This window comes from Pseudomonas frederiksbergensis (genome assembly GCF_017114915.1).
Lineage (GTDB): Bacteria > Pseudomonadota > Gammaproteobacteria > Pseudomonadales > Pseudomonadaceae > Aquipseudomonas > Aquipseudomonas frederiksbergensis_I.
In genome coordinates this window covers 1-15,084 of record NZ_JAAUOE010000065.1, presented here as the reverse complement: position 1 = coordinate 15,084, position 15,084 = coordinate 1, and the positions used below count along the sequence as shown (strand labels likewise).

General features: G+C 54.2%; 13 protein-coding genes and 1 pseudogene. 5 read left to right on the top strand and 9 right to left on the bottom strand.

The genetic code is table 11. The features are described 5' to 3' along the window. The 7 genes from HCU66_RS25925 to HCU66_RS25895 form a co-directional block, all read right to left on the bottom strand. On the bottom strand, positions 1 to 764 hold a 764-nt coding region (locus HCU66_RS25925), incomplete at its 3' end, for an aminotransferase class IV (RefSeq protein WP_205891232.1). Between the two features lie 51 nt (positions 765 to 815). Further along, positions 816 to 1,703, bottom strand: coding sequence for a phytanoyl-CoA dioxygenase family protein (locus tag HCU66_RS25920; RefSeq protein WP_205891231.1), 888 nt, complete (start codon positions 1,701 to 1,703; stop codon positions 816 to 818). 13 nt (positions 1,704 to 1,716) lie between these two features. After that, the gene (locus tag HCU66_RS25915; RefSeq protein ID WP_205891230.1) at positions 1,717 to 2,652 is read right to left on the bottom strand and encodes a hypothetical protein; all 936 of its coding nucleotides are present in this window, start codon (positions 2,650 to 2,652) and stop codon (positions 1,717 to 1,719) included. A gap of 47 nt (positions 2,653 to 2,699) precedes the next feature. Further along, positions 2,700 to 6,080 (bottom strand): ATP-binding cassette domain-containing protein, encoded by a 3,381-nt coding sequence (locus HCU66_RS25910; protein WP_205891229.1) that lies wholly within the window; start codon positions 6,078 to 6,080, stop codon positions 2,700 to 2,702. Positions 6,081 to 6,084: 4 nt separating this feature from the next. Continuing rightward, positions 6,085 to 7,170 carry a cupin domain-containing protein gene (locus HCU66_RS25905; RefSeq protein ID WP_205891228.1) on the bottom strand — a complete coding sequence of 362 codons (1,086 nt, stop codon included), beginning with the start codon at positions 7,168 to 7,170 and terminating at the stop codon, positions 6,085 to 6,087. 24 nt (positions 7,171 to 7,194) lie between these two features. Beyond that, positions 7,195 to 7,941: an ATP-grasp domain-containing protein gene (locus HCU66_RS27260; RefSeq protein ID WP_241015692.1), complete on the bottom strand. Its 747-nt coding sequence runs from the start codon at positions 7,939 to 7,941 to the stop codon at positions 7,195 to 7,197. Between the two features lie 984 nt (positions 7,942 to 8,925). Further along, complete coding sequence (locus HCU66_RS25895; protein WP_205891227.1) at positions 8,926 to 9,645, bottom strand: SIMPL domain-containing protein; 720 nt, start codon at positions 9,643 to 9,645, stop codon at positions 8,926 to 8,928. Between the two features lie 250 nt (positions 9,646 to 9,895). Between HCU66_RS25895 and HCU66_RS25890 the strand changes: the two genes are divergently transcribed. The 5 genes and pseudogenes from HCU66_RS25890 to HCU66_RS25870 all read left to right on the top strand — a co-directional run. Further along, a complete protein-coding gene (locus HCU66_RS25890) occupies positions 9,896 to 10,084 on the top strand; it encodes a hypothetical protein (RefSeq protein WP_205891226.1) in 189 nt (62 codons plus the stop codon). 218 nt (positions 10,085 to 10,302) lie between these two features. Beyond that, entirely contained in the window at positions 10,303 to 11,565 is a 1,263-nt protein-coding gene (locus HCU66_RS25885) for an ATP-binding protein (RefSeq protein ID WP_205891225.1), read from the top strand. Beyond that, positions 11,558 to 12,118: a response regulator transcription factor gene (locus HCU66_RS25880; RefSeq protein ID WP_205891224.1), complete on the top strand. Its 561-nt coding sequence runs from the start codon at positions 11,558 to 11,560 to the stop codon at positions 12,116 to 12,118. The genes HCU66_RS25885 and HCU66_RS25880 overlap by 8 nt, the downstream gene beginning before the upstream one ends. A 96-nt stretch (positions 12,119 to 12,214) precedes the next feature. Next, positions 12,215 to 13,942: an ABC transporter ATP-binding protein/permease gene (locus tag HCU66_RS25875; protein WP_205891223.1), complete on the top strand. Its 1,728-nt coding sequence runs from the start codon at positions 12,215 to 12,217 to the stop codon at positions 13,940 to 13,942. Between the two features lie 103 nt (positions 13,943 to 14,045). Beyond that, a pseudogene (locus HCU66_RS25870) lies at positions 14,046 to 14,138 on the top strand (GntR family transcriptional regulator); the annotation flags it as partial. A gap of 6 nt (positions 14,139 to 14,144) precedes the next feature. Here the strand turns inward: HCU66_RS25870 and HCU66_RS25865 are convergent. Next, positions 14,145 to 14,477 (bottom strand): hypothetical protein, encoded by a 333-nt coding sequence (locus tag HCU66_RS25865; RefSeq protein WP_205891222.1) that lies wholly within the window; start codon positions 14,475 to 14,477, stop codon positions 14,145 to 14,147. Positions 14,478 to 14,743: 266 nt separating this feature from the next. Further along, positions 14,744 to 15,084, bottom strand: a 341-nt coding sequence (locus HCU66_RS25860) for a hypothetical protein (RefSeq protein WP_205891221.1), incomplete at its 5' end; no start/stop codon positions are given.

The window sequence follows — 15,084 nt, the reverse complement described above, 5'->3', positions numbered from 1 at the left end:
ATGCAGCTGATTTCAGTGATTTCCATTGCTGTGCCACATAAAAAGGCGCCATCAAACTGACCCAGTTCCGAGCTTGAAATGTCACGCTGTATCACTTGCAGATCCAGCGCCGGGGCTAGCTCGTCAATGATGACGCGGCGGGTGATGCCCGCCAGTGCCATTTCGGTCGTCGGTGTAATAAGCTTGCTGTCCTTCACAAAAAAGATATTGGAACCACTGGACTCGCACACCGTGTCGCTGGTCGAGAGAAACAGCACGTCGTCAAACGCCTCATCTTTATCACAGAAACTCAAGAAACTGATCGCATAGGTGGACGAGGTTTTGGCTTGATACGGATGGCAATCGGCGGGCGCGCGTCTCCAACTGGCGGTCGTGAGCCTGTAAGGCGTGGTCGCTGCCTTCGGAGCAAATGGCAGAACGAATATCACCACTTTGCTGCGGCAACCTCGACCCATGAAACTGACGTCGGCTTCGTCATAAAACACGATGATTTTAATGTACGCGTCTTGCAGTTCGTTGCGCTTGAGCAGTTCATTGCACGCCTCAGTCAGCGTTGCGTTGGTGTAATACAGGTCATGTTTGAACAAACGGGCTGACTGTTGTAACCGTTGTAAATGCTCCTCGCACTTGAATACCTTACCGCCATAGCTGCGCATGCCTTCGTAGACTGAGGAGGCATAGGACAGCGAGTGTGTGACGGGCGACAAGTTCATCTGGTCATGCTGGAGATATTTGCCGTCCAGCCAAGCGAGAGCCGTGGTCATAATCTATTCCCTGATTGATATTCTTATGATGTTTTAGGACGAAGTGGGACGTTAGTTTTTTATGATTTCTCGCGCGGTCAGCGCGTTGTAGAACTCACCCTTGATCAACCCTTCACCTTCATAGCTATTGGGGCGTCCACCTTGACGTTCGAGTTCCTTGATGATGGATTCGTAGTCGTCCACGGGGACGATCCTGAAGTCCATGCTGACTCGCGTCATGTTTTCCATGTTCTCTGCGGTCCCGTGCAGAATCCGGGGGTCAAACATCAAGCATTGACCGTAACGAAGGTTGGTTGGCATGGCGTCAGTGCGCAGGTCGGCCATCAGTTGCGGACGTTGCTTTGCATAGTCAAAAAAAACGACCCGACTTTCTTTGTATTCGTCATAGGTATAACCCTGCTCTCGGGCGAAGGCTTTAAGGGTGTTGATACTGGCAGTTTTGGAGCAAACGCTGAGCGCGCCGGTATTTTTCACATCACAAAATGGCAGCCACATGTTGATCTGTTGAAAATAATCGCCCAGCAGCGTGTCCGAGTGATGGGTGAAAAGTTCGCCATCCGGCAACCTGTATCGATCATCCAGTTTGGCGGGGATGTGATAGCGGACCAATGGGTTGTGTTCGAATACGAAATCAAACCCCAGATGGGCGCTGAGCCAATGAACAAACTTGTAATACGCTTCGATCATCGGCGTCCCGAGTGTTTGCAGAGGGTCGTGCCAATGGCCGGAGTCTTCCAAATGATTGCTGATTTCCTCCCGGCTCAGGCATTCATGTATTTTGTTGAGTGCAAAGTCGGTTTTGAGGTTGTAGCGACTGGCCAAGGTTTGCTGAAGTGTCCCTGCCAGGTCAAAGGTCGACGTTGAGTAATCCAGTATAGAGACGCCGTTCTCTATCCTGTGAACACTGTAAAGTTGCTTGTTGATATCGAAAAAGGACATTAAAAACTCCTTGTTAGCTGTCTCGCGTACTTGAAAACTCATGCATCTGATGCGGGTTGCTCGTTCGGATCGGAATCAGCCAGTTCTCCAGGTCCACCACCCGGTTGGCGCCCATTCGTCTTTTTATATCGATTGCTCCCCGCCCCAGGCAGTTGTTCTTGAAGCCCAGTGATTCCGCCACTGTGTACAGTTGGTAGTAATCGCTGACGTACAGGTTCAGCCCCGCCGGAACCTGGCTTCGGTCTTGACCCTGAACCAGTTGCGAGAAAATCCCGCGTTGTTCATCGGCGTAACTGAGCGAGCCATAGATCGGTGTATGGGTCGTTTTTTCGTAGTTCATTTTGATGTAGTACTTTGAACCTTCCGTTGACCGTGCCAGTGCCTGTATTGCCTCCAGCGAATAGAGGTTTTTGACGTGCTGGTATTTATCCACATTGAAGGATTGAAGAAGTGAAAACGCTGCCAGCACCTCGCTGTTCTCGGACAATTCGCCAAGGCGGTATACCTGTGTATGACAGAGGTCTTCGGCTCGGCGTGTCAGGCGCATCATTTCTTTGTAGTGTTTTCTGCCCATGGACGTGAGCAAACACTCATCCAGGGTTCCCTCAACCTGCAGGTAGGCGACTTGCATGAAGGGCACCGGAATTATTTCTTGTTCATATTGCTGCCGTATCGAATCTATCGACTTTTCCAGGGACGGTACTAACAGCCAGTCAGCCACGTGTGCCTCTTGTGCAAGCGTATTCAGATGATGCGGACCGGGGCGTTCGGAAACCGGTAGGTAAAAAAAGCCCGGGGCTACATAAGCCTGTTCCTCATGCAGGGCGCTATGCTGAACCACCGTTCCTTTGAGTGTTGCTTCCCAATGGGCTATTCCACACAGGGGTAGTTGTGGGCGAGAGACACCATAGCTGATACAAAACGCATCTCGTTGCGCGTGCAACTCCATGTTTACGATCCTTGTATAACCACTCGTGAGGATTTATTCGGGGCTTTTTATGCCGTTTTTTCAACCAGCCGTTTTTCGTGATTGAAATTGAAGTTTCTATTGCCGAGTGCGGAAAGCTCGGGATTGTGAGTAATAATGAAAAACAACGTATTGGGCAGCGCAGAAATGAGCTTTTGAATCAACTGAACTTCATCTGCTCTGTTCAGCTCTGAAGTCGCTTCATCAAGGATGACGATCGCCGGGGTGTTGAGGGTCAGGTCAAGCAATGCCAGTCGTTGTAGTTCTGACTTGCTCAGGTTTATTTCACCATTCCAGGGTACGTGTTGATTAAAGCCATCCTGCAATTGCTCGACAATATCCGAGAGCCCGAGATAGGCCGCGCGTTGATTGAGTTCTTCCAGTGACGGGTTGTTAAAGTGCTGCGCCAGCAAACCTGGTTTAAACACGGGGTTGGAGGTCAGTAGCTGGACTTCTTCCGCATGCTGGCGCGCTAGATATCCATCTGTGCCGCCTAGCGTGGATATCTGCCCTTGGCTTGGGAACAAACTGCCCACTACCAGGTTGGCAAACGTGGATTTGCCGACGCCACTGGCACCCATGATCACAACGACTTCATTCTCATGGAACGATTGGTCGAAGTGTTCGAGCACCGTAGAGCCGCTGTTCGGGTTAATGAACGTGACATCGGAAAAGGACACCAACGGGGCATTCGAACCGACCTTTGTCTGCACAGGCGAAGTTCGAGGTTGAAAGCTGGCAACCGCCAGGCGATCAGCACTGTCCAGGACTTGCCGGAGTTCAACGAGGCATCTGCCGAGTCGTGCAAAAATCGCAATCAGGCTGTAGGAGAGACTGATCGCCAAAACGTTCGCCATGCTGACCGTGCCCGTTGCATGGAAGTAAATCGTTGACGCAACGATGCCTGACAGGAAAAAAACGCCCATCAAATCCAGCTTGTAGCTATACCAGCGACGCGTTGCAGCATTGTCCAACGAGGCAAATGCCCGAGTGGTCAGGCAGGGTGACAACCAATCCAGAACCATCGAATTGTCGTGTGCATTATCAAATCGACCACCTGCCCAATTCAGTGCCTGAACACGTGAAAACAAGGTGGACGTGGCGTCGATCTCCCCGGTATTGAATCGCCGGAGTAACTCGCCGGAGTTACTTGCGCCATACCAGTAGCAAAGCCCGATAACAACGAACGGCAGCAGTACATAGAGGTTGTTCAGCATGACGTAGCCGATTGTTATCAACAGCAAGGTTGCGGCGCCAACCGTTTCCAGCAGCAACACCGGCAGAACCTCATCGACGCGACGTTGATCCCAGGTCAGCTTGTTCTGGCTGTCACGATTAACCTCTTGAGCCAGGGTGTGGTCCAAACCTGGATTCATCAAATTAGAGAAGTAATGAATGCATTGGGTTGAGGCTGCATCAATACTTTTCCTGGTGGTAGTCAGCGCCCCGAAAATCGACAGAACCGCACTCACCACTAAAACACTGGCCAGCCCGATCAAGGACAGCTGCAAGTGTGTCGTGAGATAACCGCTGGCAATAATGTAATCGCCCGCAATGGTAAACACTTCTTTAAGGGCGAATAGCGCGAAGGCTATCAACGTGATTTTCCACAGGCCGAAATCCAGCAGGCTTCTTGTGATTGACCTTGAGCGTGTCGTTGCAGGTTCTGACTGCTCGGGTACAGAGAGAGGCTCTGCTTCGTCTGCCGGAACAACCGGGGCGAGGTTTTCGGTGCGGGTGCCAACAGGTTTTGAATGCGCTGCAAGTTGATTGGTTCGTACGTGCGCAATGTTGCCGCCCGCCACTGTCCAGACTTCTTGCGCGGCCGCTTTCTCTTCCTGTTTGTCCGTGACGAAAATGACGTTGGTATCGCGCCATGGACCTTGCAGAAGTGAAGCAAGCAGGCCCGCCGCGAGGTTTTCGTCCAGACCTGAAGTGGGTTGGTCAATGAAGATCCACTGCGGCTGTGCGACCAAGGCTCTGACCAATTCAAGGCGCTTTCCCTGGCCTCTGGAAACGTCCCAGTTGCCCTCTGCGCCATGGGTGATCTCACTCAGGTAATCAACATAAAAGTGATCGGGCAAGCGAGATAGAGCGAAGGCGCGGCAGACCTCGTCGTCTGAAAAGTCTCTGCGGTAAAGACTCAGGTTCTCGCGAAGCCCACCGGCAAATATCCACGGCTCGTCCGGAATGAAGATTGCTCGGCCGTCAGTGTCGTCAAGACATTGCGCTCGGTTTCGTAGCACCGAGGTTTTGCCGCTGCTCGCGGTCCCGACAATCGCAATATGTTTAGCTTGAGTGATCGGTAGCTGTACCGGTTCAAGGGGGGACGAATCAGCGTGATTGGCACGAAGGAAATACTCGACGTTTTTGTGCCCGACAAATCCTTGAGAGATGCTTTGCACAATATCCGGAATGTTATTGGCGACGGATCTCAAGCCGCCAATCAATGCAATGGCCGCCAACACTCCAGGTGCATCGACGTGACCCAGATAGACTAGCTGCAACAGTGCCGCACTGAGCAGCGCCACAATGGGCGTCATCGTCGAGATCAAGCTGATCGCCGCCACCAGGCGGGCCGCTTTTTTCAGCGACGCTGCTTCGAGGTTTCGTTTGTCGGCGTAGTCGCTTATCAGTTTGGCATTCCAGTTCTTAAGCCAGGCCTGGCGTCGGTTTTTTGTAGCGAACACACCTATCTCGATACGTTGCGTGGCGTTCAGTGATAGTTGTGCATAGGTCATGCTTAGTCGTTGAGCCACCCAGAACACGGCCAGTGAACTGACGGCAATGACCGCCAACGCGGCCAAGGCACTGACGCCTAGGGCAAAGAAGAAGAATGTTGAAGTGAAGATGACCGTGGCGAGTGCCAGCGAGATTGCTATAAGTCCTGACCATGAAGATTCGACACGTGCCGCTTCGCGGTCAAACAGCGTGGTGAGGCTGAGTGGAGACGAGCCACCCAGTGAACTGTTCTTTTTGAGCAGAAGGCGTTGTTCCACATAAGAGCGACCGCCGACACCCACCAGTTCAGCCAAAAAAAACGAGTGGTTGAGCGCCAGCCAGGCGCAGTAGGTCAGCGCCATGCAGGTGGCACCGAGTGCGATGTTCGACATGACCGCCAAGTCGTCTTGTATGAGCTGCGCCAGTAACGATTTGAGGGTAATGGCGGCGCCAAATGCCGCCGCGGTATGTACACCGATGGCCACAAACGCCAACACGATATCTTGTCTGAGGGCTGCAAAAATCCTGAGGTGAAGCCTGTCCTTCCCGTTTTCTTTCCCAGCATCCTGTATCGCAGCGCCACGCCAGCGCTGCCAGCGAGACGCGTGAACGGAACGCGCGCCTCGATGGCGTCCAGGTTTAGGGATCTGAAACCATAAAATTGTGTTCAGGATTTCTGCAATCTTCATGGGGTCAGTTGTATGCCGGCTTGGTTGGAGGTGTTGTATCCATTGCACGATGCGAGTGGTCAGCGCAGGAAATGTCGGCAAACCGGTCGCAAAGCAGAGTGATCATGTTCCAGCCTTCGCTCAGGGTTTCACGCAGCTCTTCGATTTCCTTGGGTGATGCCTGATTCAGCAGTTCTATGCCCATACTGACGTGGCTGCCGTCATCTTCACCGTGCTCTTGAAAGTGGGGCATGCTGGTAAACACACGGGCCGCCTGGCTATGGAAAATCTCGCCGCTGCCTTCCAGCACGATGTGCATCAGCAATGTCTTGACCATGTCGTTCTTGTAGAGCATTTGATGCCTGAACCATTCCATGGTGGACAGGAATGCCGCGTCCCATATGGGCGAATGAGTGGCATCGCGCTGATTGCGCAGGTTGTTGTTGTGTCCCAGTTCCTCCACCAGGTGTTCAAGCGCGATTTTCTTGTGTGCAGGATCAAGCGTCATCGCCACACGTATATGCAGCAGGTTCTGAAACATGTCTGACCAGGTCTGTAGGCAATCGAGAAGCCTTTCGCGTATTTCGGGCTGATCGATCGACGGCGAATTGATCAGAGAAAGCAGCCGGCTGTTCCTGAAGCTCTCCAGATAACCCTCGTTATCATTTAACAGCGCGTCGGCGGGCTTGGCATTGACTGTTTCTTGAGCGTTGAAGACGACATTCGGTTGAAGGGTGTCCTCGTACAGGGCCTTACCGTTGAACTGGATGGAGAGTGCCCAGAAACCATCGTTTGTGCCTTTGAACCCATGCTGCGAGTAGGGCGGGACCAGCACCATATCGCCCGCCTCGATATTTCGTTCTGTATCGCCAAGGGTTTTCCCCGAGCCGTCACAAATCAGGATCAGGCTCGCCTCGGGATGTTGGTGAACCGACAATTCCTGGTCCTTTTCGAGTCTGACCCAGCTAAGGGCCAGCTCGCTTTTGGACGGAATGAACTGGGCCAGCGCGGGATGTTGGGAAAATATTTTTACAACACCCAAGTCGTGTAAGGCGCCATTCACCACCACGCTGTTGAGGGGGATGATGTCACTTCTAGAGATAACTTCCATATCGTCTATTCCTATTATTGGCAGTTAACTTGCGGAACTTAGTCTGTTCAGGTGGCCAATGGCGGTATAAAACTTCTTGCGATCATTGCTGGCAATGACCACTAGGCCGATTTTGTCATCGTTGATGTGCGGTCTTCCCTGTGGGGGATTGGCTTCACCCATGACTAACCTGATGATGTCCACTTCCTGCATGTAATCCCTGATCAGGTCCGGGTTCAGTGGTTCATAGAAAAGATGAGAGCCAGCAAATTTGTAGTGTGTCAGTTGAGTGTTGGTAGTGTCTGATTTGGCTTCGTGACTATGGAGGCGCAGTGTTTCTCTAAAAAGATCAACGCCTGTTGTGAGCTCAACCAATAATCCGATGTAATCGCCACCGACTCGGTTGTTGATCTCTATCAGGTGAAATTTTCCATCCGCTATTGTTACTTCAATATGGCAAGGGCCATGTGTGTGATTGATTGCGGTCAGCAGGCGCTTGCAATAACGACTCAAATCGCTGAATGTGTCGCCGTCGAGATTGTCCGGCGAGATGATGTGCTGCTCTTCTGCGAGCGATGTTTTGTATAGTTGTTTATTAGTAACGGCGAGGACTCGGTGTTGTGAATCGATGGTCAGTGTTTCGACACTGACTTCCCGTCCGTTTAAAAACTCTTCCGCCAGCATGACAAAATTTTCCTGATTGAGTCTCTCCAGCGTATCGAGCAGGGATGCGGAGTCTTCGATGATGAAGACGTTTTCGCTACCGGAGCCCGTTGGGTCTTTTAAGACCATTCCATNATGGGGTCTTCGATGATGAAGACGTTTTCGCTACCGGAGCCCGTTGGGTCTTTTAAGACCATTCCATTTGGATAGCAGTTAAAAAACGCTTCGACGTCCCTTCTGGTTTTACAGATCTTGCTGGCAACAGCGAATTCAGTATGTTCCAGCCTGGATCGCATCAAAGGTTTGCAGATGCATATTTCGCAGGTTTCGTAATCGATGCCCGGGATGGCGTAATGTTGACTGGCGCGTGCGGCGGGTAGCAGCCCGTCCTCCGTGAATGAAAAAATGAAATCGATAGGTTGCGTTTTTAGTATTTTATCCATTTCTTCGATGATGGTGATTTCGGAGAAATCATTGATGAGATGAATATGGTTGGTAAGTGCTGAGAGGTTTTTACCCTGTGACTCAGGAAGTTGCAGCACGATGAAGTTAAAGCCTAAACCTTTGAAGTGCATGAAGGTTTCGTCATGTCCGCCGATCAGTACAATGTTTTTCATAAGGTTCCATTGTTGGCGAGTGGGGCCGATTGTCAAGGCTGTTATCTCGTGCTTTTAGGTGAAGCATGAGCTAGGTTTTAATGGGATGGAATTTAGTTGCATATAGTGAGTCGGTTGAGCTGTTGGTGTATGACAAGAGCTATCTATAACTGAATATTAGCTCGGTTAAAGTGGGCGGGAAATGGTGTGTGGCAAAAGCAGATCCATCTTACAGTGCCTGAGCGGCATGCTTTAATTTGTTGAGGGAAGTTTCCTAAAGTCGTGTAAGTTGTTTCCTTCAGAGATATTGGTACACGTATAGAGTTGTTTTCTATAACTCAGCGATCGACCGTGAGATCCCGTGCGCTAGATAACGTCGATCCGGCATAGACCGCGTTATCGTTCTTCGGCGGATCAATCACCACAAAATCATCAGACACGCCCGCCCGGTTTCGGGCAGGCAATAAAAAACGGCGATCACTTCGGTGATCGCCGTTTTTGTGTTCAGGTTATCGAATCAAGGCATCAACACTTCAATCGCCCCATCCGCCGTCATGCTGACCTGGCTGGTGCCGGCTTCAACTTCTGGCGTCACCGGCGCCGAATCCATGCCAGCAGCCGCTTTCATCATCATCGGCCCGCGCATGTACGGTTGTGGATAACCGTTGCTGTTGAGGTTCAGGTTGACGATTTTGTAGCTCTTGCCGCCCAGGGCGTCGGTGGCCAGTTGGGCGCGTGCCTTGAAAGCGGTCACGGCTTCTTTGAGCAGGGCGTCTTCGCTGGCTTTGCGGGTTGGGGTGGCGATGGCGAAGTCCATACCGCCCATTTTCAGGTCGGTGAGCAGTTCGCCGGTGAGTTTGGACAGGGCGGCGAAGTCCGAGCTTTCCAGGCGCAGTTCGGCGCGTTCACGCCAGCCGGTGATTTTCTGGCCCTTGGCGTCGTAGATCGGATAGCTGTTGCGGCTGCCCTGGCGCAAGGTGATGTCTTTGACTTGTTTAGCCTGGGCCAGTGCCTTGTTCATGGTGGTGCTGACATCGGCGGCGAGTTTGGCCGGGTCGGTGTTTTGTTCTTCGGTGTAGAGGGTCACGATCATCAGGTCGCGGGCCACTTCCTGGCTGACTTCGGCGCGCAGGGAGATCTGGTTGTAATGCAACTCGTCGACGGCCAGGGCCGGGAGGCTGGCGGCGGTGCCAACGCTTAAGGCAAGAAGGGCGGCGCTGCGGCGCAATGTGTGCATGAAAAGCTCCTTGGACGATGCGCAGGGGTTAGGGTCCGAACCTGCGTGAAACCATCAGACTCTAGCTTCAATGATCCGGTTCGCACAGTTACAACTTCTATACAGATGACGCTGACGGCCGTCCGTCGGTGGGATGGGGTTACCTGTTAGTTCTGACAGTAGAAAGACTTCGCCGGCTGATTGAGCATGATCGGAAGTCGGCCAGGGCGGTCGACTTCAAAACATTCAACTGTAAATAAGGAAGTTCATTATGACCGAACAAGGAAAAGCCGATGCTCAGAGTCGAGGTTATGAAGTCAGACTCGAAGAGCGGCGCCCCTTCGAGCAATCGTTTTGGGTTTACTTCAGTGGTAACCAGGTCGGCGGCCCTTATGGAGCAGAGGGCGATGCGTGGAATTACGTGCAGGTGTTGATTAATCAACAAACGTACGGAATGTGAGACTGACTGATCCAGCAAGCCGGCTATCGGGAACAGATCGCCGGCTTTTTGCGCCTAAGGTCGCTGTGCGCAATGTCGGTGACCGCTGCTAGCGGTGGCGTCCCTATAGCCGCCGAAAATCTTTTCGCCATGTGGTCGTTTGCCGCACTTTTGCCTCTCATGCCCCCGGCTTGGTTATACTCCGTGCGATCCGCCTGGAGCGCTCATCAGGAGAGCTCATGCTCGCCCCCGTACAATTGACTTCCGCCACTCGCCAGAACCTCTGGCGGCTGACTTTCATCCGGATTCTGGTGCTCGCCGCCCAGGCCGGCTCCGTGGGCTTGGCCTACTGGCTCGAACTGCTGCCGTTGCCGTGGGTGCAACTGGCGATAACACTGGGCTGTTCGACGCTGTTGTGTGTATTCACCGCCGTGCGCCTGCGTACCTCGTGGCCGGTCACCGAGCTTGAATATGCCTTGCAACTGGCCTGCGACCTGTTTATCCACAGTGCCTTATTGTATTTCTCCGGTGGCTCGACCAACCCGTTCGTCTCTTATTACCTGGTGCCGCTGACCATCGCCGCCGTGACGCTGCCGTGGCGCTATTCGGTGATTCTGTCCGGCATCGCTTTGGCGCTGTACACGTTGCTGCTGGCGCGGTTCTATCCGTTGGAAACCTTCCCCATCGCCCGGGAAAACCTGCAGATCTACGGCATGTGGTTGAGTTTTGCCTTGGCCGCCGCCGTCATCACCTTCTTTGCTGCACGCATGGCCGAAGAGCTGCGCCGTCAGGAAGAGCTGCGCGCAATCCGTCGCGAAGAAGGCCTGCGCGATCAGCAGTTACTGGCTGTCGCGACTCAGGCTGCCGGCGCCGCCCATGAACTGGGCACGCCGCTGGCGACCATGAGCGTGCTGCTCAAGGAAATGCAGCAGGATCATCCCGACCCGATGTTGCAGGACGATCTGAAGGTTTTGCAGGATCAGGTCAAGTTGTGCAAGGAAACCTTGCAGCAACTGGTGCGCGCCGCCGAGGCCAATCGTCGTCTGGCGGTGGAGATGCAGGACGTCACCGACTGGCTCGACGAAGCCCTGAACCGCTGGCACCTGATGCGTCCGGAAGCCAGTTATCGTTTCCAGCGCCTGGGCCAGGGAACCGTGCCGCGCATGGCGCCGCCACCGGATTTGACTCAGGCGTTGTTGAACCTGCTGAACAACGCCGCCGATGCCTGCCCTGAAGGCTTGCAAGTGACCCTGGACTGGAATGCCGAAGACCTGACCATCAGCATTCGCGACCATGGCGCCGGTGTACCGCTGGCCATTGCCGAGCAGATCGGCAAACCGTTTTTTACCACCAAGGGCAAAGGTTTCGGCCTGGGCCTGTTTTTGAGCAAGGCCAGCGTGACACGCGCCGGCGGCTCAGTGAAACTCTACAGTCATGAGGAAGGTGGCACGCTCACCGAGCTGCGCCTGCCCCGTGTCGCCCGAGGAGACGAACATGAGTGACGAAATCCAAGTCGAAGGCGAAGAACTGCCGCATTTGCTGCTGGTAGACGACGACGCAACCTTCACCCGCGTAATGGCCCGCGCCATGGCCCGGCGTGGTTTCCGTGTCAGCACCGCAGGGTCCGCCGAAGAGGGGCTGACCCTCGCCCAGGCCGACATCCCGGATTACGCCGCGCTGGACCTGAAGATGGACGGCGACTCGGGCCTGGTGTTGCTGCCCAAGCTGCTCGAACTCGACCCGGACATGCGCGTGGTGATCCTCACCGGTTACTCGAGCATTGCCACCGCCGTCGAGGCAATCAAGCGCGGCGCCTGCAATTACCTGTGCAAACCGGCGGACGCCGATGATGTGTTGGCCGCGTTGCTCTCCGAGCACGCCGACCTCGACTCCCTGGTGCCGGAGAATCCGATGTCGGTGGACCGCCTCCAGTGGGAGCACATCCAGCGCGTGCTGACCGAGCACGAAGGCAACATCTCCGCCACCGCCCGTGCCCTGGGGATGCACCGCCGCACGCTGCAGCGCAAACTGCAGAAGCGTCCGGTCCGTCGCTGAACGGACGCTGAACGGTTATTGCCAGCCCTCGCGATGACACGAACCGATCATTTATGATCGGTTCGTGTGTGTTCTTTTCTTTATCGAGCCTTATTCATGAATCAGAACGCTGAATATTCCGCGGTCAACGATGCTGTGCGCGGGCAGTTTTTTCGCAAAGTCTGGGCGATGACCACGCCTTACTGGCACAGCGAAGAGAAGGGTAAAGCCTGGACGTTGCTGATTGCGGTCATTGCGCTGTCACTGGTCAGCGTAGGAATCTCGGTGTGGTTCAACACCTGGTACAAGGATTTTTACAACGCCCTGCAACAAAAGGACGAAGCGGCGTTCTGGCGGCTGATTCTGTATTTCTGTGTGATCGCAGCCGTCGCGATTGTCGGCGCGGTGTACCGGCTCTACCTGACACAGATGCTGACAATTCGCTGGCGGGCGTGGCTCACCGAAAAGCATTTCGCCCGCTGGCTCGCCGACAAGAATTACTACCAGATGGAGCAGGGCGGTTACACCGATAACCCGGACCAACGGATCTCCGAAGACCTCAACAACTTCACCTCGAACACGCTGGAACTGGGCATTGGTTTGCTTCGCAACATTGTCAGCCTGGTATCGTTCTCGATCATTCTGTGGGGGGTGTCGGGTAGTATCGAAGTATGGGGTTTTACCATTCCCGGCTACATGTTCTGGTGCGTACTGGTATATGCCGTGGTGGGCAGTTGGCTGACGCATTTGATCGGTCGTCGCTTGATCGGCCTGAACAACCGACAACAACGCTTCGAAGCCGATCTGCGTTTTTCCATGGTGCGGATTCGCGAGAATGCCGAAAGCATTGCGCTGTACAACGGCGAACCCAATGAAAATCGTCGCTTGAACAGTCGCTTCGGGATGGTTTGGCATAACTTCTGGGACATCATGAAGGTGTCCAAACGACTGACTTTCTTCACCGCCGGTTACAATCAGGCTGCCATCATCTTTCCGTTCATCGTCGCTTCGCCGCGGTACTTGTCCGGCAAGATCGAACTTGGCGAGCTGATGCAAATCAGCTCGGCGTTCGGCAACGTGCAGGAAAGTTTCAGCTGGTTTATCAGTGCGTACCAGAGCCTTGCCTCCTGGCGCGCCACCTGTGATCGACTGCTGAGTTTCCGTCAGGCCATGACCGACAACGAAGGGCGCGCGCCGGCCATCGACGTGCAGACTCAGGGTACGGCGCTGAAGGTGCACAACCTTGGTCTCGACCTCACTGACGGTCGTCATCTGCTGACCAGCGCCGACATGACCGTGGAGGAGGGCGAGCGGGTCATGCTCAGCGGTCGTTCCGGCAGCGGCAAGTCGACCTTGTTGCGGGCGATGGGGCACCTTTGGCCGACGGGTCATGGCAGCATCCGCCTGCCGACGGCGCGTTATCTGTTCCTGCCGCAAAAGCCCTACCTGCCGATTGGCAGCCTGCGCGAGGCGTTGAGTTATCCACAGCCGGGCGACACCTACCCGCACGAGCGCTACGTCCACGTGCTGGAAACCTGCCGCTTGCCGCATCTGGTTTCGCGGCTGGATGAAGCCAATCACTGGCAGCGCATGCTCTCGCCGGGTGAGCAGCAACGCTTGGCCTTCGCCCGTGCGCTGCTGTATGCGCCGCAATGGCTGTACATGGACGAAGCCACTTCGGCAATGGACGAGGAGGATGAAGCGTCGCTGTATCAGGCGTTGATCGATGAGTTGCCGGGCTTGAGCATTGTCAGCGTCGGCCATCGCAGCAGCCTGAAGCGTTTCCATCCACGGCATGTGCGTATCGAGAATGGTCATCTGGTGGACCAGGCCGTCACCGCCTGAACACCACATCCCCTGTAGGAGCGAGGCTTGCCCGCGAAGGCCTTCACGCGGTTTTCCATTGAAGACCGCGTTATCGTTCTTCGCGGGCAAGCCTCGCTCCTACAATTCCGATGCGGTCCGGGCGGCTATGCGCTTGCATTTGACCAATAGCCGAGAGCGGCTGCGCCAAGCGCATGAAGAGGCGCAGCGTGGGTGAGGTCGCCTATGGAACGATGGGCGCTACAACGACTTCAGATTGCTTCGTCGCAATGTCGTAGCTGATCGTCGCGTTTTTACCCTCGTGCAATTTGAAGAGACTGTACTCAACGATGAATTCGGTTGACGGCCCCGCGACTGGTTTCGTTTCAGTCCAGTCTGCGCTTGCGATCACACTGAAATGTGCCGTGACGTCTGTCCCGACAGGGCAGTTGATGGTATTGACCCTGATCACCACGCCGGCACTGTTTTCTTTTACGGAAATCTGATTACCCGGAAGTGGCCGCCCCTGACGATCTTCAAGGGTGGGTGCGGGTAGTGTTGCCTGATAAGCGGTCATGAGTATCGTCCTTTTATTGGGGGGCTTAATGGCTACCGTCGCCATTTTTTGAAAAGGCGCAAGTGCAGCGTTGAATCGAAGCTGTTCAGGATTAGAGAGAGTCAACAATGGGGTAGATCATCTCCGTTAACCCCGAACCTGCGGGGCTTGCGTTAATTTGCGGCTCCAGTTAAAGACATCTTCACCGACATCACGGTGCGGACTTGACGAATAACCGCGAGCGGCTGCGCCCCCAGCGCATGAGAAGGCGCAGCGCTGATTACGTCTTATTTTTCTACTTTGACAACCAAGTCAGGAGCGACGGTCGGAGTACCGGCTGCAGGGAACACTGTGTATCCCAGTTTGGCGGTAGCGCCTGGGACCAAATCCTTTTCGAAAACTGCTCTCAGGATTTCGACAACGGTAGGGTATCCGACCATAGCTTGGGTCACTGGAGTCTTGTAAGTACAGGAGTTGCCGGTAGAGGTTTGTACCCAAGTTTCGATTACGTCTCCTGCAGCCATTTTTGGGTACGGCGAAATATCCGCATGGGCTGGCCCTGCAAAGGTACTAAGCTTAAGAACACCTTGGGCATCGACCTGTTTAAGTCGCAGTGCAGGCAGAACAT